Source organism: Pseudomonas sp. Pso3, from assembly GCF_055393275.1.
Genome location: NZ_AP043687.1, coordinates 3,953,441 through 3,972,619 on the forward strand (window position 1 = coordinate 3,953,441; position 19,179 = coordinate 3,972,619).

Genomic DNA, 19,179 nt, shown 5'->3' on the forward strand with positions numbered 1-19,179 from the left:
CATCAGCGTCCCAGCCAGCCCAGCAGGCGGCGCAGGAACCCCGGTGCGACGGCCGGTCGCAGCGCTGGGGTTATAGCCGAAACGATGCGCTCACCCAAGTGGCCGAAGGCGAAAGAGTGACGCGCCAGGGCCTCTCCCGCCCTGGCGATGGCCGCGGCGTGCGCCGGATCGCTTCGCAGCCGGGCGAGTTTCTCGCGCAATTCCTCCAGCGAGCGATAGAGCACCACGTTGACGCCATCCTCGAAGCCCAGCGCCCGGTTCTCTTCTTCGCCCTGGTCATAGGTGAAGAGCACGCAGCCGCAGGCCATGGCCTCGAAGTTCTTGATCATGTATTCGCCCATCCCGACATCGGCGCCGACAAAGAAGCGGATGCGGTTGAGCGTCTGCAGGTATTCGTCGCCCGAGCGGGTCTTGGTGATCAGCAGCGGCTCGACCCTGGCCAGGTCTTCCAGCAGCTGCTTGCGGCCGCTGTAGGCCACGCTGCCCAGGCTGCCGACGAAGCCCAGTTCGATATCGCGCTCGACACCCAGGTCGCGCAGGCGACTGTCGTCGTAGCCCTTGGGCACGAAGTGGGCGTCGATCCCCTCCTCCTGCAGCCGCCGCGCCACCCCGGCGCCGGAGACCAGCACCCGGACGTGGGGCATGGCCCGGTAGTAGCGGCTGAATTTGCCGGTGTACTTGCAGGGGATGAAATTCTGGTAGGCGTCGTGTTCCAGCTCCACCAGATTGGGCAGGCTGCGAATGAAGGAGATCTGCTTGAGCTGCTTCTTGAACCTCAGAAACAGCAGGATGCGGTCGTATTGCTCGGGCTGGGGCACGGCGCGGCGGAAATAGCCGCGCAGATCGGCCTGTTCCTCGTCGCTCAGCCAGCGCAGGTCGCAGTCGCAATGGGCGGCGATGCTGGCATAGAAGTGGTCCAGCAGGATGCGTTGCTCCTTCTGGACCAGGAACAGGACTTTCACGGCGCCGGGGCCTTGAAGGCGGCGACCATCGGCAGCCGCCAGAAGTCGCGGCGCACGGCCTCGTCGGAGAAGCGTTCGGCCAGGCGCTCGCGCATGTGCTGCACGCAGGCGCGTCTCTGGCTCGGCGCCAGGCGGCCCAGATGCTGCAGACCCTGGCCCAGGGCCTCGGCGTCGCCCAGGGGAAAGAGAAAGCCCACGCCTTCGACGATCTCCCGGGCGCCGCCGCAGGAGGTGGCGATCAGGGGCACGCCGGCGGCCATGGCTTCCAGCAGGACCATGCCGAAGGGCTCGTGGTCGGAACTCAGGGCGAAGACGTCGAAGGCCTTGAAATAGCGCCGGGCGCCTTCCACCTGGCCAAGGAACAGCACCCGGTCGGCGATGGCCAGTTCGCGGGCCAGATCCTTGAGGTCTTCTTCCAGGCGACCCTTGCCGAGAATCGCCAGCAGGGCGTTGGCCGGCAGATTCGGCAGGGCGGCGGCGAAGCCGCGCAGCAGCGTGGCCTGATCCTTGTCCGGATGCAGGCGACCGACGTTGCCGACGATCCAGGCGTCATGGGGCAGCTTGAGCTCGGCGCGGGCCTGGTCGGCCGGCAGGAGTTCGCGCTCCACCGCCTCGACGTCCAGGCGGTTGTAGAGGGTCTCGATGCGCTCGGCGGGCCAGTCCTTGAGGCGCAGGCGCAATTCGTCGCGCACCGCGTCGGAGACGCCCAGCAGGGTCAGCCGCTTGCTCATCAGCTTGGCGAACAGCCGCCGGCCGAGCCGGTCGTAGTCGCCAAAGGCATGGTGCACGCCGATCACCGGCAGATTGGTGGCGAGGCAGGCGATCCAGATCGGCTTGAAGCGATGGGCGATGACGAAGCGGATGCCCCGCGAACGGACGATCTCACGCAGCGCCTGGATGGCGCCGAGCTTGAGTCCGCGCACGTCCCGGGAAGAGTACTCCAGGAACAGCACCTCGTCGCTGCCGCAGCCGGCCGCCACCTCGGCGTCGGCGGTGCCGGTGAGAAAGACCGTGGTGACGCGATAGCCGCTGCCCGCGAAGAGGCTGGCGGTCTGGCGGGCGCAGTCGAGGAAGGGACCGTCGTAGCCGTGACAGAACTGCAGCACCCGCGGTTCGGCGGAACGCGTCATACGCCAGCCCCCTCCTTGACCACCAGGATGTCTTCCATGATCAGATACTGCAGATCCGAGCCGAAAAACATGTTCAGGGCGTCGGTGGGCGAGCAGACCATGGGTTCACCGCGGCGGTTGAGCGAGGTGTTGAGGGACACGCCGTTGCCGGTGAGCTTTTCCAGCTCGACCATGAGGTCGTACCAGCGCGGATTGTGCCGGCGCTCCAGTACTTGGGCGCGGGAGGTGCCGTCTTCGTGGACCACCTCGGGTACCCGGCTCTTCCACTCTTCGTTGACCTCGAAGGTAAAGGTCATGAAGGGCGAGGGATGGTCGACCTTGAGCATCTGCGGTGCCACGGTGTCGAGCATGGACGGGCAGAATGGCCGCCAGCGCTCGCGGAACTTGATCTGGGCATTGATGCGATCGGCCACGCCCGGCACGCTGGGGCAGCCGATGATGGAGCGACCGCCCAGGGCGCGCGGACCGAATTCCAGGCGACCCTGGAACCAGGCCACCGGATTGCCGGCCACCATGATCTCGGCGATGCGCCGGGGCATGTCGTCGATCCGCTCCCACTTGGGTGCGTTGGGATGGCGGGCGCAGGCGGCGATGACGTCTTCGTTGCTGTAGCCGGGGCCGAGATAGACGTGCTCCATCTTCTCCACCGGCACGCCGCGGGCATGGGAGACGTAGGCGGCAGCGCCGACGGCGGTGCCGGCATCGCCCGAGGCCGGCTGGACGAACAGCTCCTTGACCTCGGGACGGGCGATGATCTTCTGGTTTAGCTTGACGTTGAGCGCGCAGCCGCCGGCAAAGGCAATCTTGCCGGTCTGGCGGATGATGTCGCCCAGGTAGTAGTCCATCATCTCCAGCGCCAGCTTCTCGAACAGCGCCTGCATGCTGGCGGCATAGTGGATGTAGGGATCGTCGGCGATATCGCCTTCGCGCTTGGGCCCCAGCCACTCGATCAGCTTGGGCGAGAAGTAGTAGCCCTTGCCCTTTTCCTTGTAGCGGCGGAAACCGATGACGTTGGCGTAGTCGGTGTTGATGATCAGCTCGCCGTTCTCGAATTTCGCCAGGCGCGAGAAATCGTACTTGCTGGCATCGCCATAGGGCGCCATGCCCATGACCTTGAATTCGCCGTCGAGCATCTCGAAGCCGAGGAATTCGGTGAGGGCGCCATAGAGGCCACCCAGGGAGTCCGGATCGTAGAACTCCTTGATCTTGTGGATCTTGCCGTTCTCGCCGTAGCCGAAGAAGGTGGTGGCGTATTCGCCCTTGCCATCGATGCCGAGGATCGCGGTCTTTTCGCTGAAGCCCGAGCAGTGATAGGCACTGGAGGCGTGGGCCAGGTGGTGCTCGACGGCTTCCAGCTTGACCTTCTTGAGGTCGAAGCCGAGCTGCACCAGGCACCACTCGATGCGCTTCTGGTAGCGGTGATAGCGGCGATTGCCGAACAGGATGGCGTCCAGGGCGCGATCCGGCGCGTAGGCATAGCGCTTGGCGTAGTGCCAGCGGGCTTCGCCGAAGAGGCTGATGGGCGCATAGGGAATGGCCACCACGTCGACGTCGGCGGGGGTGATCCCGGCCTGTTCCAGGCAGAACTTGGCCGACTCGTAGGGCATGCGATTCTTGGCATGCTTGTCGCGTACGAAGCGTTCTTCTTCCACCGCGGCGATCAGCTTGCCGTCGATATAGAGCGCGGCGGAGGGATCGTGGCTGAGGGCGCCGGACAGGCCAAGGACGGTCAGGGACACAGGTAAAGCCTCTGTACAGGGCGAAGCCAGGGGAGTTCGCCGGGGTTTCGCGAGGCCGCTGCAGGCCCGCCTCGCCTCAAAAACGGCGAATTATAGCCGTTCAGGCAGGCCACGGGTAATGGCCGCACGCCGGAGCGGGGCTTAGCGCACGGCGATTCAGCCCCGGTACAGATGGCGGCGCTTCGCTCAAGCCGGCGGCAGGCGCTCGTCGAGCAACCGGTGCAGGGCGCTGTCGGTCGGCCAGTTGCGCAGCAAGCGGGCACGGTCGCGGGCATAGGCACTGGCATAGGCGCTGTCGCTGCCGTGGGCCTGCAGGGCGTCGAGGTCGATCACCAGCCAGCGGCTGTCGTGCCAGATCAGGTTGGTGCCCTTGAAGTCGCCATGACCGAGGCGCTCGCGGCGCAGGGCCTCGACCAGCGCCAGCAGGGCGTCCAGCTCGGCCGCGGGCGGGGCGGAATCCACATAGGGGGCAAAACGCTCCAGCAGATTGGGCCCGTCGACGAAGGGCGTGACCAGATAGGCGCGACCGCGCAGGCCGAGGAAGCGCCGCTCGCGCACGGCCAGGGGCTCGGGGGTGGGAATGCCGAGGAACCGCAGGCGATGGCCTTCGCGCCAGCTGTGCCAGGCCCGGCTCGGTCGCCAGAAGCGCGTTAGCCAGTGGCCGAAGCCCTTGATGTTGTATCTCTTGAGCACCAGGTCCTGGCCCTGCCACTGCAGCCGGGCCACGGTGGCGGCGCCGCCGTCCTTGAAGGTCGGCAGGCCGGCCAGGGCGGCATCGGGATCGGCCAGCAGGCCTTCCAGACGACTCAGCCAGGTACGGCGCACGGCGATCAGGCCGAAGGCGCTGCGGGTGACGGCGAACAGGGTGCACTCCCGACCGCTCTTCTTCAGGTAGTCGGCCAGGCGCCAGCGGCGGATCTCGGCGGTGCGCGCCAGCAGGGCGTCGAGGCGCAGGGCGTGCTCGGCATTGACCAGCAGGTAGTGGATCAGCAGTTCTTCCAGCTGGGCATCCAGGGCGGCCGGCAACTGGGCGAAGAACACCGCCAGATTCTCCTGCACCCGCGCCTGGGACAGCGGCTGGCCGACGCTCTCGGCCTGGATGTCCGCCGCGTCTATGACCAGGGCGGCGCCGTCCTTGACCAGCAGATTGTCCAGGTGCAGATCGGCTTGCCAGAGGCCCTGGGCATGCAGCCGCGCCAGGGTGGCGAGGGCGGCGCCAAGCAAGTCGTTCTGCGCCGGCGACAGGGGTGGCTCGGCGGCCACCTGCTGCCAGAGCTGCTCGACGCTGGGCGCCGCCTCGATGAAGTCGAACAGCAGCCAGGCGCCCTGCCCGCCTGCCTCGCCGCTGTCCAGCAGCGCGGGAGTCGGCGCCGCGGCGGCCGCCAGCAGGCGACAGCCCTCGCACTCGCGGGCGAATTGCCGGCTCGCGCGCTCGCCGACCAGCAGCTTGGCCAGCACCCGCCGGCCCTGCCAGCGGGCTTCGCCGACATAGCGCTGACCGGGCAGCACCCTGAGCAGCGACAGCACTTCCAGTTCGCCACCGGGCAGTTCGATGCGCAGCGGCAGGGCTGGCGCGCGGCCGGCCCTGGCCAATTGCTCCAGGGTCATGCCTTGCGCTCCTTGTGGCGGCGACGCCCGGCCAGACGCTGGCTCCAGTCCCGCACGGCGGCGCTGTCCAGCGGCTGGTCCAGATAGCTCGCCAGCAGGCGGGCGATGTCCGGTTCACTCCATTGCGGCGCGCGGCGCAGCAGGGGTTCGAGATCGCGCAGGCGATCGCGCCGGCCGAACAGCAGCGGCCGGGTCTTTTCCAGATCGATCAGCCGCGCGACCAGGCCTTCGCCCTGGCGCTGCAGGAACAGATGCTTGGGATAGAAGCAGCCGTGCACCTGGCCGGCGCCGTGCAGCTGCCGGGCCAGTTCACCGACGGCGACCAGCACCGCCTGGCGCTCGTCCGGCGCCAGGTGCGGCCAGACCCGCAGCCAGCTGTCCAGATCGCGCCAGTCATCCAGCGCCCGGGTCAGCAGGATGGCGCGCCAGCCCTGGTCGTCGCGGCGCTCGCCGTAGTACGCCAGCTCCAGCGCCGGGATGCCGAGCTCGGCGTAGTGGCGGATGTTGCGACTCTCGCGGGCAAAGGTCGGCTCGCCCAGCGGGCGGGCCAGGGTCCGGGTCAGGTAGTCGCGCTGGCGCTTGAGGTAGTAGCCATGACCGGCGACGTCCAGGCGAAACACCTGGCTGAAGCCGCCGCGCCCCTGGTTGGGTTCATCCACCGCGGGCAGCTCCAGCGCCCACAGCGCCGCGAAGCTGTCCAGACCCTGGCCGGCCAGCACGGCCCGATCCTCGGCCGCCCATACCTCGTTCATTCCCGCCCCTTGAAATAGTCCAGCACCTCGCGGATGCGCCCCTTGTCGTTGTCGCTGAGGCGCGCGCGACCGCGGTATTGCAGATAGAACCTGAGGCGCTGGGTGCGCGACAGCTGGTACTTGGCCACCTTGTCCAGGCAGGCCAGGTCCTTGACGATGCGCCAGCGCAGCCAGTGGCCGACCCAGAAGGCGCCGGCCGGGCAATCGATGAAATAGAGCACGCCCTGGCCATCCACCAGCAGGTTGCGCCACTTGAGATCGTTGTGGACGAAATGGTGGTCGTGCAGGGTACGGGTGGCCGCGGCCAGCTGGCGGCTGACGTTGTCGACCCAGACCCGGTCGCGCAGGCGTGGATCCTCGCGCCGGGCCAGTTCGGCGAGATCCAGGGTGTCGGGAATCTCGCGGGTGATCATGGCGCCGCGGGTGAACCCCCGGGGCGAACGCTCCATCCCCCAGGCCACCACCGGCGCGGTGGCGATGCCCCACTTGGCGAAGCGCTTGAGATTCTGCCACTCGGCCTTGACCCGCGGCCGCCCGACATAGCGCCGTAGCCCCTTGCCGGCGCCGTGGTAGCGCTTGACGTAGTAGCGGATGCCGTCGCGCTCGATGCGCACCACTTCCGACAGCGGATCGCTGGTCAGGCGTTCGCCGGTCAGGGCGAACACCGCGTCCAGCGTCGCGAACTCGGGCAGGTGGGCGACGCTGGAATCGATGCGCCAGTCAGCCATCAGAGCCGGTCCCCGTAGCGTTCCTTGCGCTCCAGCAAGGCGGCGGCCTTGCGTTCCAGCCGCGCCAGCAGCGGGGCCTCGTCGCGCAGGATCTCGCGCAGCGGGCGCTGGAAGTAGCCGCGCAGGAAGCGCAGGAAGTCGCGCCGCGTCAGGCCGATGCCCAGGGCGGAGAAATACAGTCCGGCCAGGTCCTTGTCGCGCCAGCGCCGGGGCACCTGGGCGCGGCACTGGGCGCGGTGCAGGTCGATCAGCCAGAGTCGCAGATTGGCCACGGTGACCGGCTGGGCGGTGTCGAGCAGGAAATGGCAGATGTAGCAGTCGCGATGATTGACGCCGGCCCGGTGCATGGTGCCGGTCATGCGCGCCACCTCGGCGATCAGCGCCCGCTTGAGCGCCGGCTCGGGGGGCTGGCGGACCCAGTCGAGACTGAAGTCTTCGAGACTGACAGTGGGCGCCAGCTCCTCGGTGATGATGAAGGAGTGCTGGGTCGCCGGATTGACGCCGCGCTCGCCAAAGGCCACGGCGGTCATGGTCGGCACGCCGACCTGGTGCAGCCGCTCGATGGCCTGCCATTCCTGGCGCGCGCCCAGCACCGGCTGCTTGGCCTGCAGCAGATTCTTGGCGATCTCGCCCCAGCCGATGCCGCGGTGGATCTTGACGAAGTAGCCGCGCCCGGCCACCTCGGTGCGCAGGGTGCGGCGGCCGTCCAGTTCGCGATAGACCTGGCCCTGCAGGGCCTCCACGGCGACGAAGGGATCCTGGCCGGCCCAGAAGCTGGCGAAGGGCTCACGCAATTCCAGGGTCATGCCACCCCCAGGATGACATCGGCGGCGCGCTCGGGCAGTGAATAGAGGTCGGCGCTGTCGGCGAAGGCCAGGCCGTTGCGACCCTGCACCGCGCGGCGCTCGGGATCGGCCAGCAATTCGGCCAGCATCCGGTCCAGGATCTCCTGGGCGAAGGGCGACGGCACCACCTCGCCGGCGCGGGCCTCGTCGATGTAGTGGGCATAGCCGCAGACGTCGGTGACCAGCACCGGCAGCCCGGCGACCAGCGCCTCCAGGAGCACGGTACCGGTGTTCTCGTTATAGGCCGGATGGATCAGCAGATCGGCGCCGAGCAGGAAGCGCGGGATGTCGCTACGCCCCTTGAGGATCTGGACGCGATCGCTCACGCCCAGGGCCTTGGCCTGCAGCAGGAAGGGCTTGGGATCGTCCTGGCCGATGGCGAACAGCCGGGTGCGCTTGCGCAACTCCCTGGGCAGGGAGGCCAGGGCGCGCAGACTGCGATCCAGACCCTTGGTCTTGAAGCCGGAACCGATCTGCACCAGCAGCAGCTCGCCCTCCTCCAGCCCGAATTCGCGCCGGAAGTCGGCGCGGATCTCGGCGGCATTGGCCGGCGCGCGACGGTCGGCGGCGATGCCCGGCGGCAAGAGGTGGAAGCGCGGCGCCGGCGTGCCGTAGTGCTTGACGAACAGCGGCTGCTGCACCTCGGAGATCATCAGGATCTCGGTGGAGGACTCGGGCGCGAACACCGCCCGCTCGTATTCGGCGAAGTGGCGATAGCGACCCCACTGGCGATAGAGCGGGTTGCGCAGGGTCTGGGCCTTGTCCTCGAAACAGGGATCGGCGGCGTAATAGACGTCCAGTCCCGGCATCTTGTTGAAGCCGATCACCCGGTCGACCGGATCGCGGGCGAGGTCGGCCTGCAGCCAGGCGTGGAATTTCTCGTTGCGTCGGTGATTGAACAGGGCGCTGACCCGGGCCACCCGCACATCGAAGCCCTCCGGTACCGGGCCTTCCCAGATCAGGGTGTAGACGCGAATGGCATGGCCGCGGCGCTGGCACTCCTGGGCGATGCGCAGGAAGTCCCGCTGCAGGCCGCCAAAGGGAAAGTACTTGTAGAGCACGAAAGCCAGGGTCATGCGGGGAGGTCTTCCAACAGCAGGGTTTCCAGTTCCAGTTCGACCCGCTCCGGGGTCAGGGCGGCCAGACTCGCGGCCGGCTGATCGCGCGGCTCGTCGGTGCCATCCAGGCCCACGGCGCTCAGGTGCACCTGGGAGCGGCCATAGGCGCCGACCTTCTTCGGACTGGTCGGGCCATAGAGCGAAACGGTGGGCACGTCCAGGGCGGCCGCCAGGTGGCCAAGACCGGTATCCACCGCCACGCAGGCCCGGGCGCCGGCCAGCACCTTGGCCACCCCGGCGAGATTCAGGCGCGGCAGCACCTGGACGCCATCCAGGCCGTCGGCGATGCGTTCGGCCCGGGCGTGCTCCGCCTCGTTGCCCCACAGCAGCCGCACCGGCCAGTCCAGCCGGCTCATGCGTTCGGCCAGTTCGCGCCAGTGGGCCTCGGGCCAGTGCTTGCTGACCCAGGTGGTGCCATGCAGGAAGACCACATAGGGCGTCTCGTTGGGCCCGGCCAGGCGTTGCCGATCCAGGCCGTAGTCACCCACGCCGGCCGGCAGCGGATAGTCCAGCGCCTGGGCGAACAGCTGGCGGATCCGCTCCAGGGCATGCTGCCCCTTGGCCACGTGATAGCGTTCGTCATAGAAGCGGCTGGCCAGGGGCTCGCGCGCGGAATTTCGGTCGAGACCGGCCACCGGCGCCTCGGCATAGCGGGTCAGCCAGGCGCTCTTGAGCAGGCCCTGGGCATCGATCACCCGGTCATAGCGCTGCTCGCGCACCCGACTCTTGAATTCGCCCCATTCGCCACTGGCCCAGGCGGAAAAGGGCTGCTTGCGCCAGCGCCGCAGGGCCACCGGGATCACCTGGCTCACCGCCGGGTGCCAGGCAGGGATCTCGGCGAAGCCTTCCTCCACCACCCAGTCGAAGCAGATGCCGGGGATGGCCCGGGCCGCATCGGTCAGCGCCGGCAGGGTATGGATGACATCGCCGAGCGACGAGGTCTTGACCAGCAGCACGCGCATCTAGCCCACCTCGACCGGATCGGCGACCAGACGGCCGAGGGCGTCCTGCACCAGGCTCGGCTGCAAGAGGCGCAGGCAGTCGTAGTGACCGAAGCGACAGGTGCGGTCGAAGCAGGGACTGCACTCCAGCCCCAGGCGCACCACCTCGACCTGACTGGCCAGCGGCGGCGTGAAGCCCGGCGAGGTGGAGCCATAGACGGCCACCAGCGGGCGATCCAGGGCGGCGGCCACATGCATCAGCCCGGAATCATTGCTGACCACAGCGCTCGCACAGGAGAGCAGGTCGATGGCCTCGGCCAGGGAGGTGCGCCCGGCGAGGTTGCAGACATCTTCTTCGAAGCCGGGAGTGACCCATTCGCGGATCTCTTCACCGCCCGGGGCATCCTTCTGCGAGCCGAACAGCCAGACCTGCCAGCCCTGGCGCAGCCGGGCATCGGCCACGGCGGCATAGTGCTCGGCCGGCCAGCGCTTGGCCTCGCCGAACTCGGCGCCCGGACAGAGCGCCAGCACCGGCCGGTCCAGACTCAGGCCGAAGCGTTCCAGGGCGGCGTCGCGGCTGGCCGGGTCGATGGCCAGGCGCGGTTCGGGATAGGGTTTGGGCAACTCGGCACCGGGCGCATGGGCCAGCGCCATGAAGCGCTCGATCATCAGCGGATAGCGGGCCTTGTCCAGGGTGCGGATGTCGTTGAGCAGGCCGAATCTCATCTCGCCGCGCCAACCGGTGCGCTTTGGGATGCCGGCGAAATAGGGTACCAGCGCCGACTTTAGCGAGTTGGGCAGGAGGATCGCCTGGTCATAGCGACCGCGCAGCTGCTGGCCGATGCGCCGGCGGGTGGCCAACTCGAAGGCGCCATGGCCGAGGGGAAAGCTCAGGGCTTCGCGCACCTCGGGCATGCGCTCGAGCAGCGGGCGACTCCACTCAGGGGCGAGTACGTCGATCTGGCAGTCGGGGTGCTGGCGCTTGAGGCAGACGAAGAGGGTCTGCGCCATCACCATGTCGCCGACCCAACTGGGTCCGATGATCAGAATATTCATGCTGGAAGGCGATCGGCACCTAGCGGGTGGCCGACTCCCACTCCCTCAGGCCCGGCCTGATCGAAAGCTCGCGCACGGACATCGACATCTTGCCTCTCCTTACTGATGACGGCCTAAAAGGTGGCCGGATTGCCGGACGGCGTGTCCAGCCCCAGGCCGTGCCAGATACGGCGTACTTCGTCGCGCTCAGCGAGAAAGCCGTCGGCCGGCACCTTGCCCGGCTGCTTCTGCAGCACCAGGCGGTGCAGCGCGGCGCGGTAGGCCTTGTAGGCTTCGCGCAGGGCAATGGCGTCCGTGGCCGGTACCAGACCAGCCGCTTCGAGGGATTCCAGGATGCGGATGTTGTCGGGAAAACGCAGCAATTCGGGATGCTGCCACGACCAGGCCAGAACGGCATATTGGACCATAAATTCGATATCGACGATACCGCCGGCATCCTGCTTGAGGTCGAACAGCTGCTCCGGCCGGCGTGCGTTCGGCCCCAGTCCGCCGGCGGTCAGCGCGGTGCCGAGGTTGTCGAGCATCTTGTCGCGCATGCCGGCCACGTCGGCCTGCAGGGTCGCCAGCTCCCGTTGCCGACCGAGGATGCGCGCCCGCACCGCGTCGAAGCGCTCGCCCAGCCGCGGGCAACCCGCCACCACCCGCGCCCGCACCAGGGCCTGGTGTTCCCAGGTCCAGGCCTCGCTCTGCTGGTAGCGCTCGAAGGCCTCCAGCGAACTCACCAGCAGCCCCGCCGCGCCGGACGGCCGCAGGCGCATGTCGACCTCGTAGAGGGTGCCCACCGGGGTGGTGGTGGTGAGCAGGTGGATGATCCGCTGACCTAGGCGATTGAAGAACTGGGCGCCATCCATGGGCTTGGCGCCATCGGTCTCGGCCAGGGGATCGGCGTCGTGGATGAACACCAGGTCGAGATCCGAACCGTGGCCGAGTTCGATGCCCCCGACCTTGCCATAGCCGACGATGACGAAATCCGGCTGGCAGGGCGAGCCGTCGCGCCGCTGCGGCGTGCCATGGCGCTGCACCAGCTGGCGCCAGGCCAGGCCGAACACCTCTTCGAGGATCACCTCGGCCAGCCAGGTGAGATAGTCGCTGACCTTCATCAGCGGCAGGCTGCCGGCGATCTCCGCCGCCGCCACCCGCAGGCTGTGGGCGCGCTTGAAGTGGCGCAGCACGTCCATCTGCTGCTCCAGGTCCTCTTCGGGCAGGCGCATCAGGCGCTCGCGCAACTCGGCGGCCAGTTCCGGCTTCTGCGGCGGATGATAGAGCCGCCCCTCGTTGAGCAATTCGTCGAGCAGCGCCGGATAGCGGGCGATCTGCTCGGCCACCCAGGCACTGGCGCCGCAGAGTTCCAGCAGCCGCGCCAGGGCCGGCGGATTCTCGCTGAGCAGGACCAGGTAGGCCGAGCGGCGCGCCACCGCCTCCACCAGCGGCAGCACCCGCTCCAACGCCCGATCGGGTTGCTCGTCGGCGCTGACCGCATCCAGCAGCCGCGGCATGAAGGCATCCAGGCGTTCGCGACCGGCGCGCTGCATGGCGCGCACCTGACCACTGGCGCGCAGACTGGCCAGCAATTCCAGCGCCTGCTCCGGCGCCTGGAAGCCCGCCTCGCGCAGTCGCGCCTGGGACTCCTCGGGGTCGAGCAGGTCCTCCCACAGCGGCAGCCAGCTGTCTTCCAGTTCGGCGCTCTGGGTCTCCTCCTCGGGATCGGCGATGGTCTGCTGGAAGTGCCAGTCGATGCGGCTGCGCCAGGCGTCGAGCGCGGCGCTGAATTCATCCCAGTCGGCATGGCCCATGAGAAAGGCCACCCGCGCCCGGCCCTGGGGATCCACCGGCAGGGTCTGGGTCTGCTGGTCGGCGATGGCCTGCAGCCCGTGCTCCACATAGCGCAGGAAGCAATAGCCCTCGCGCAACTCGGCTTCGGCCGCGGCCGGCAGATAGTCGCGCTCGCGCAGACTGGTCAGCACCCTGAGCAGCGGTCGCTGCTGCAGCGCCGGATCGCGTCCGCCGTGGATCAGCTGATAGGCCTGCGCGATGAATTCCACTTCGCGGATGCCACCCGCGCCCAGCTTGACGTTGTCGGTCATGCCGCGCCGGCGCACCTCCTGGCGGATCAGCTGCTTCATGCTGCGCAGGGCTTCGATGGCGGAGAAATCCAGATAGCGCCGATAGACGAAGGGCCGCAGCAGGGTCAGCAGTTCGGCGCCGCTGGCCTGGTCGCCACCGACCACCCGCGCCTTGATCATGGCGTAGCGTTCCCAGTCGCGCCCCTGGTCCTGATAATAGAGCTCCATGGCGGCAAAGCTCAGCACCAGGGCACCGGCGCTGCCATAGGGCCGCAGGCGCATGTCGACGCGAAAGACGAAGCCGTCCACGGTGACGGCGTCCAGCGCCTTGATCAGGCGCTGCCCGAGGCGGGTGAAGAATTCCTGGTTGTCCTGTTCACGTCGCGCGCCGCGGGTCTCCCCGGCTTCGCCATAGGCGAAGATCAGGTCGATATCGGACGACAGGTTCAACTCGCCCGCGCCCAGCTTGCCCATGCCCAGCACCACCAGCTGCTGCGGCTGGCCGCTGTGGCGTCCGGTCGGCACGCCGAACTGGCTGCACTGCTGGGCGTACAGCCAGGCGCAGGCCTGGTCGATGCAGGCATCGGCCAGGTCGCTGAGGTCGCGACAGGTCTCCACCAGATCGGCGCGGCGGGTCAGGTCGCGCCAGACGATGCGCACCTGCTGCAGCATGCGGAAGCGCCGCAGCCGCCGTCCCAGTTCGGCTTCGTCCGGGCAGTCGGCCAGGGCGTCGCGCAGGCGCTGCGCCATGGCCCCCGGCGCCAGCGACAGCGCAAGGTCGCCGCTGTCGACCAGCGCCAGGCAAGGCTCGGGCAACCGGCAGAATTGCTCGACGACGAAGTCACTGAGGGCAGCCACCCGTCGCCAGTCGGCGCGTTGCGCCGCGGACCAGTTCGCCTGGCGGGCCGCCGCCGCGGGCAGCGTGGCAAGGGCATCGGCCAGACGCCGGTCGGCGAGCTCGGCACATGCGACGAGAGTCGGAGGCAGATCGGGACGAAGGAGGGGTATCATGGGCAGTCCTGCGCAGGGACGGTCGAATCCCGCCACCCTGCCGCGAACCCCCTGCCAGGGACATTCCGACGGACCACCTGGTCCGAGCGGGAACCGTTTTCACGTCCGCGGTTCGGAGTTCGCGAGCCCTTGAGCAGCGCGTTCGACAAACGTCGAATTGTTTTTTATCGCATTACAGCTCGGAGCTGAAACGGATTTGAATTTGTAGTAAAACTACACGCCGATCGGAACCGTCCGGTCATAAATCCAAGAATTTTCGCTGCCCCCAAGAGGCCGGCGGCGACCCTGAGGCGACCGATTTTGGAAGCCTTTCCGCCCTGGAGCAAGCCATGCAAGATCTCGATCCCGTCGAAACCCAGGAATGGCTGGACGCCCTGGAGTCCGTCCTCGACCACGAAGGCGAGGAGCGCGTTCATTATCTGATGACCCGCATGGGCGAACTGGCTACCCGCAGTGGTACCCAGCTGCCCTACTCCATCAATACCCCCTATCGCAACACCATTCCAGTGACCAAGGAAGCCCATATGCCGGGCGACCTGTTCATGGAGCGACGCATCCGCTCGCTGGTTCGCTGGAACGCCCTGGCGATGGTCATGCGCGCCAACCTCAAGGATCCGGATCTGGGTGGCCACATCTCCACCTTCGCCTCCAGCGCCACCCTCTATGACATCGGCTTCAACTATTTCTGGAAGGCGCCCAACGAAGAGCACGGCGGCGACCTGATCTACTATCAGGGCCATGCCTCCCCCGGCGTCTACGCCCGTGCCTTCCTGGAAGGCCGCCTGTCCGAAGACCAGATGAACAACTTCCGCCAGGAAGTGGACGGCAAGGGGCTGTCGAGCTACCCGCACCCGCACCTGATGCCCGACTTCTGGCAGTTCCCGACCGTCTCCATGGGTCTGGGTCCGATCACCGCCATCTACCAGGCCCGCTTCATGAAGTACCTGGAGAACCGCGGCTACATCCCCGCCGGCAAGCAGAAGGTCTGGTGCTTCATCGGCGACGGCGAGTGCGACGAGCCGGAAACCCTGGGCGCCATCTCCCTGGCCGGCCGCGAGAACCTCGACAACCTGATCTTCGTCATCAACTGCAACCTGCAGCGCCTCGACGGCCCGGTCCGCGGCAACGGCAAGATCGTCCAGGAACTGGAAGGCATCTTCCGCGGCGCCGACTGGAACGTCACCAAGGTCCTCTGGGGCCGCATGTGGGATCCGCTGTTCGCCCGCGACACCGAAGGCCGCATGCAGCAGCGCATGGACGCCGTGGTCGATGGCGAATACCAGAACTACAAGGCGAAAGACGGTGCCTATGTGCGCAAGCACTTCTTCGGCGCCAATCCCGAGCTGCTGAAGATGGTCGAGGACCTATCCGACGACGAGATCTGGAAGCTCAACCGTGGCGGTCACGACCCCTACAAGGTCTATGCGGCCTACCACCAGGCGGTCAACCACAAGGGCCAGCCCACCGTCATCCTGGCCAAGACCATCAAGGGCTACGGCACCGGTGCGGGCGAAGCCAAGAACACCGCGCACAACACCAAGAAGGTCGATGTGGAGTCGCTGAAGAAATTCCGCGATCGCTTCGACATCCCGCTGAACGACTCCCAGCTCAGCGAGCTGCCCTTCTATCGTCCGGCCGACGACAGCGCCGAGATGAAGTACCTGATGAGTCGTCGCGAATCCCTGGGCGGTCACCTGCCTCAGCGTCGCGCCCGCAGCATCAGCATCCCCACGCCGCCCCTGGACACCCTGAAGGCGGTACTGGACGGCTCCGGCGATCGCGAGATCTCCACCACCATGGCCTTCGGCCGCATCCTGTCGCAACTGGTCAAGGACAAGGATCTGGGCAAGCGCATCGTGCCCATCCTCGCCGACGAGGCCCGTACCTTCGGCATGGAAGGCATGTTCCGCCAGCTGGGCATCTACTCGCCCCACGGCCAGCTCTATGAGCCGGTCGACCGCGACCAGGTGATGTACTACCGCGAGGAGAAGGACGGCCAGATCCTCCAGGAAGGCCTCAACGAGGCCGGCGCCATGTCCTCCTTCATCGCTGCCGGTACCGCCTACAGCAACTACAACCAGCCCATGCTGCCGGTCTACATCTTCTATTCGATGTTCGGCTTCCAGCGCATCGGCGACCTGGCCTGGGCGGCGGGCGATGCCCAGACCCGCGGCTTCCTGCTGGGCGGCACCTCCGGCCGCACCACCCTGAACGGTGAAGGCCTGCAGCACGAGGACGGTCACAGCCACATCCTGGCCGGCACCATCCCCAACTGCCGCAGCTACGATCCCACCTATGCCTACGAGCTGGCGGTGATCATGCGCGAAGGCATCCATCAGATGATGGAACTGCAGCAGAGCGTCTTCTACTACATCACCGTGATGAACGAGAACTACCAGCAGCCGGCCATGCCCGCAGGTGTCGAGGACGGCATCATCAAGGGCATGTACCTGCTGGAAGAAGAGAAGGGCGACTTCAAGCACCGCGTCCAGCTGCTCGGCTCGGGCACCATCCTCAACGAGGTCCGCGCTGCCGCGAGCCTGCTGCGCGAGATGGGCGTCGGCGCCGACATCTGGAGCGTCACCAGCTTCAACGAACTGCGCCGTGAAGGCCTGGCCGTGGATCGCTGGAACCGCCTGCACCCGCTGGAAGAGCGCCGCCTGACCTATGTCGAGCAGTGCCTGGGCGAGCGCCAGGGTCCGGTCATCGCCTCCACCGACTACATGAAGCTGTTCGCCGACCAGATTCGCCAGTGGGTCCCCACCGAATTCCAGGTGCTGGGTACCGACGGCTTCGGTCGCAGCGACAGCCGCAAGAAGCTGCGTGATCACTTCGAGGTCGACCGCCGCTGGGTCGCCGTCGCCGCTCTGCAGGCGCTGGCCAACCAAGGCAAGCTGGAACGCAAGGTCGTGGCCGATGCCATCACCAAGTTCGGCATCGACACCGAGAAGCGCAATCCCCTGGATTGCTGATGCGGCACACGGATAAGAGGAAACAACTGTGAGCGAGACCATCCGCGTACCCGACATCGGCAGTGGCGACGGCGAAGTCATCGAGCTGCTGGTAAAGGTCGGCGATACCGTCGAGGCCGAACAGAGCCTGGTGGTGCTGGAGTCCGACAAGGCCAGCATGGAGATCCCGGCCCCCAAGGCCGGCAAGATCGCCGCCCTGCACATCAAGGTCGGCGACACCCTCAAGACCGGTGACCTGCTGATCGACCTGGAAGGCGAGGACGCCGCCACCGGCAGCGAACCCGCCGCCGAACCCAAGGCCGAGTCCAAGCAGACCCAGGTCGAGGAAAGCGAAACCCCGACGCCGGCCGGCGACGAGGACGCCTCGGCGTCCGCCGGCGAAGGCGAAGCCCAGGAGATCCATGTCCCGGACATCGGCTCCAGCGGCAAGGCCAGCATCATCGAGGTGGCGGTCAAGCCCGGCGACACCATCGCCGCCGAGCAGACGCTGATCACCCTGGAGTCCGACAAGGCCAGCATGGAAATCCCCTCCCCCGCCGCCGGCGTGGTGGAGAGCGTTTCCGTCAAGGTCGGCGACGAAGTGGGCACCGGCGATCTGATCCTGGTGCTCAAGGGCGCCGCCAATGCCAAGCCGAGCAAGAGCGTCGAGTCCAAGGCCGGCGACAAGCCCGCCAAGGAAGCCGCCGAGCCCGAGCTGCACGAGGAAGCCGCCGCCGAGCCGGCCGGTGAATCGGTCGAGGAGATCAAGGTCCCCGACATCGGCTCCACCGGCAGTGCCAACGTCATCGAGGTGCTGGTCAAGGCCGGTGACCAGGTCAAGGCCGAGCAGTCGCTGATCGTGCTGGAGTCCGACAAGGCCAGCATGGAAATCCCGGCGCCCAAGGCGGGCGTGGTGGAAAGCGTTGCCATCAAGGTCAACGACCAGGCCAAGACCGGCGATCTGATCCTGACCCTGAAGGTGGCCGGTGCCGCGCCCAAGCAGGCGGCCAAGCCGGCTGCCGGCAACACCGCCAGCGCGCCGGCTGCCGAGAAGAAGGCCGAGGCGCCGGCCAAGGCCGCCGCTCCCGCCAGCGCCCCTGCCGCCGGCAAGGGCAAGAAGGTCCATGCCGGCCCGGCCGTGCGCATGGTCGCCCGCGAGTTCGGTGTCGATCTGGGCGAGGTCACCCCGACCGGCCCCAAGGGTCGCATCCTCAAGGAAGACGTCCAGGCCTACGTCAAGGATCAGCTGCAGAAGAGCAAGGCGGCTCCGGCCGCGGCTTCCGGCGCCACCGGTGGTGCCGGCATCCCGCCGATCCCCACCGTGGACTTCAGCAAGTTCGGCGAGATCGAAGAGGTGCCGATGACGCGCCTCATGCAGGTCGGTGCCAACAACCTGCATCGCAGCTGGCTGAACGTGCCCCACGTGACCCAGTTCGACCAGTCCGACGTGACCGATCTGGAGGCCTTCCGGGTCAGCCAGAAAGCCGTGGCGGAAAAGGCCGGCGTCAAGCTGACCATCCTGCCGTTCCTGCTCAAGGCCTGCGCCCATGTGCTTAAGGAACTGCCGGACTTCAATGCCTCCCTGGCCCCCAGCGGCAAGGCGGTGATCCGCAAGAAGTACGTGCACATCGGCTTCGCCGTGGACACCCCGGACGGCCTGCTAGTCCCGGTCATCCGCAACGTCGACCAGAAGAGCCTGCTGCAACTCGCCGCCGAAGCCGCCCAGCTGGCGGAAAAGGCGCGGACCAAGAAGCTCAGCGGCGACGACATGCAGGGCGCCTGCTTCACCATCTCCAGCCTGGGTCACATCGGCGGTACCGGCTTCACGCCGATCGTCAATGCCCCGGAAGTGGCGATCCTCGGCGTGTCCAAGGCCAGCATGCAGCCGGTCTGGGACGGCAAGGCCTTCCAGCCGCGCCTGATGCTGCCGCTGTCGCTGTCCTACGATCACCGCGTGATCAACGGGGCGGCCGCCGCGCGCTTCACCAAGCGTCTGGGCGATCTGCTGGCGGAAATCCGCGGTCTGCTGCTGTAAACCGCCACAGGACGGTAACGGAAGGCCGTTACCGTCCCCTGGTGTAGTTCAGAAACCCCGCTCACGCGGGGTTTTTGCTGTCAGATCAACCGAAAGATCCAGGAAAAAGGTAGGATGAGCGCCCCGAGCGCCGCCCCTTGCATGCGCCGGGCCCTATCGGGCAACCTGACAGCCATCCCAGCGTGCTGGCGAGGCGGAAAGGAAAAAGGATTAATGATTTGTCTGTCCTTTCCGATAAAC

The 19,179-nt window shown here is 67.3% G+C and carries 13 protein-coding genes; 2 read left to right on the plus strand and 11 right to left on the minus strand.

Going from position 1 to position 19,179, the window contains the following annotated elements; genetic code table 11:
• Positions 1-2: 2 nt before the first annotated feature.
• From ACZ5R1_RS18620 to glnE, 11 genes are all read right to left on the minus strand, one after another.
• The gene (locus ACZ5R1_RS18620) at positions 3-962 is read right to left on the minus strand and encodes a glycosyltransferase family protein (RefSeq protein WP_115946784.1); all 960 of its coding nucleotides are present in this window, start codon (positions 960-962) and stop codon (positions 3-5) included.
• Positions 959-2,092, minus strand: a complete 1,134-nt coding sequence (locus ACZ5R1_RS18625) for a glycosyltransferase (RefSeq protein WP_027598556.1) — start codon at positions 2,090-2,092, stop codon at positions 959-961. Before ACZ5R1_RS18625 ends, ACZ5R1_RS18620 begins: the two co-directional genes overlap by 4 nt.
• Positions 2,089-3,831 (minus strand): carbamoyltransferase family protein, encoded by a 1,743-nt coding sequence (locus ACZ5R1_RS18630; RefSeq protein ID WP_027598555.1) that lies wholly within the window; start codon positions 3,829-3,831, stop codon positions 2,089-2,091. The genes ACZ5R1_RS18625 and ACZ5R1_RS18630 overlap by 4 nt, the downstream gene beginning before the upstream one ends.
• A gap of 186 nt (positions 3,832-4,017) precedes the next feature.
• Positions 4,018-5,439: a lipopolysaccharide kinase InaA family protein gene (locus ACZ5R1_RS18635; protein WP_115946783.1), complete on the minus strand. Its 1,422-nt coding sequence runs from the start codon at positions 5,437-5,439 to the stop codon at positions 4,018-4,020.
• The gene (locus ACZ5R1_RS18640; RefSeq protein WP_115946782.1) at positions 5,436-6,191 is read right to left on the minus strand and encodes a lipopolysaccharide kinase InaA family protein; all 756 of its coding nucleotides are present in this window, start codon (positions 6,189-6,191) and stop codon (positions 5,436-5,438) included. Before ACZ5R1_RS18640 ends, ACZ5R1_RS18635 begins: the two co-directional genes overlap by 4 nt.
• Entirely contained in the window at positions 6,188-6,919 is a 732-nt protein-coding gene (locus ACZ5R1_RS18645) for a lipopolysaccharide kinase InaA family protein (protein WP_027598552.1), read from the minus strand. The genes ACZ5R1_RS18640 and ACZ5R1_RS18645 overlap by 4 nt, the downstream gene beginning before the upstream one ends.
• Positions 6,919-7,725, minus strand: a complete 807-nt coding sequence (rfaP, locus tag ACZ5R1_RS18650; protein WP_115946781.1) for a lipopolysaccharide core heptose(I) kinase RfaP — start codon at positions 7,723-7,725, stop codon at positions 6,919-6,921. Before rfaP ends, ACZ5R1_RS18645 begins: the two co-directional genes overlap by 1 nt.
• On the minus strand, positions 7,722-8,840 hold the full coding sequence (locus ACZ5R1_RS18655; protein WP_044342183.1) for a glycosyltransferase family 4 protein: 1,119 nt from the start codon (positions 8,838-8,840) through the stop codon (positions 7,722-7,724). Before ACZ5R1_RS18655 ends, rfaP begins: the two co-directional genes overlap by 4 nt.
• The gene (gene waaC / locus ACZ5R1_RS18660; protein WP_007161951.1) at positions 8,837-9,844 is read right to left on the minus strand and encodes a lipopolysaccharide heptosyltransferase I; all 1,008 of its coding nucleotides are present in this window, start codon (positions 9,842-9,844) and stop codon (positions 8,837-8,839) included. Before waaC ends, ACZ5R1_RS18655 begins: the two co-directional genes overlap by 4 nt.
• Positions 9,845-10,879: a lipopolysaccharide heptosyltransferase II gene (gene waaF / locus ACZ5R1_RS18665; protein WP_027598549.1), complete on the minus strand. Its 1,035-nt coding sequence runs from the start codon at positions 10,877-10,879 to the stop codon at positions 9,845-9,847. It abuts the gene before it with no gap.
• A 113-nt stretch (positions 10,880-10,992) separates the two neighbouring features.
• Positions 10,993-13,953, minus strand: a complete 2,961-nt coding sequence (glnE, locus tag ACZ5R1_RS18670; RefSeq protein WP_115946780.1) for a bifunctional [glutamate--ammonia ligase]-adenylyl-L-tyrosine phosphorylase/[glutamate--ammonia-ligase] adenylyltransferase — start codon at positions 13,951-13,953, stop codon at positions 10,993-10,995.
• A gap of 329 nt (positions 13,954-14,282) precedes the next feature.
• Between glnE and aceE the strand changes: the two genes are divergently transcribed.
• Positions 14,283-16,925: a pyruvate dehydrogenase (acetyl-transferring), homodimeric type gene (gene aceE / locus ACZ5R1_RS18675; RefSeq protein ID WP_027598547.1), complete on the plus strand. Its 2,643-nt coding sequence runs from the start codon at positions 14,283-14,285 to the stop codon at positions 16,923-16,925.
• 28 nt (positions 16,926-16,953) lie between these two features.
• Positions 16,954-18,939: a dihydrolipoyllysine-residue acetyltransferase gene (gene aceF, locus ACZ5R1_RS18680; RefSeq protein ID WP_115946779.1), complete on the plus strand. Its 1,986-nt coding sequence runs from the start codon at positions 16,954-16,956 to the stop codon at positions 18,937-18,939.
• Positions 18,940-19,179: the final 240 nt, after the last annotated feature.

What these genes read in the sequence shown, in the direction of transcription:
- glnE (WP_115946780.1), bottom strand. Translation starts at nt 13,953, where the DNA reads ATGATACCCCTCCTTCGTCCCGATCTGCCTCCGACTCTCGTCGCATGT.
- aceE (WP_027598547.1), top strand. Translation starts at nt 14,283, where the DNA reads ATGCAAGATCTCGATCCCGTCGAAACCCAGGAATGGCTGGACGCCCTG.
- waaC (WP_007161951.1), bottom strand. Translation starts at nt 9,844, where the DNA reads ATGCGCGTGCTGCTGGTCAAGACCTCGTCGCTCGGCGATGTCATCCAT.
- rfaP (WP_115946781.1), bottom strand. Translation starts at nt 7,725, where the DNA reads ATGACCCTGGAATTGCGTGAGCCCTTCGCCAGCTTCTGGGCCGGCCAG.
- waaF (WP_027598549.1), bottom strand. Translation starts at nt 10,879, where the DNA reads ATGAATATTCTGATCATCGGACCCAGTTGGGTCGGCGACATGGTGATG.
- ACZ5R1_RS18625 (WP_027598556.1), bottom strand. Translation starts at nt 2,092, where the DNA reads ATGACGCGTTCCGCCGAACCGCGGGTGCTGCAGTTCTGTCACGGCTAC.
- ACZ5R1_RS18635 (WP_115946783.1), bottom strand. Translation starts at nt 5,439, where the DNA reads ATGACCCTGGAGCAATTGGCCAGGGCCGGCCGCGCGCCAGCCCTGCCG.
- ACZ5R1_RS18645 (WP_027598552.1), bottom strand. Translation starts at nt 6,919, where the DNA reads ATGGCTGACTGGCGCATCGATTCCAGCGTCGCCCACCTGCCCGAGTTC.
- ACZ5R1_RS18640 (WP_115946782.1), bottom strand. Translation starts at nt 6,191, where the DNA reads ATGAACGAGGTATGGGCGGCCGAGGATCGGGCCGTGCTGGCCGGCCAG.
- ACZ5R1_RS18655 (WP_044342183.1), bottom strand. Translation starts at nt 8,840, where the DNA reads ATGACCCTGGCTTTCGTGCTCTACAAGTACTTTCCCTTTGGCGGCCTG.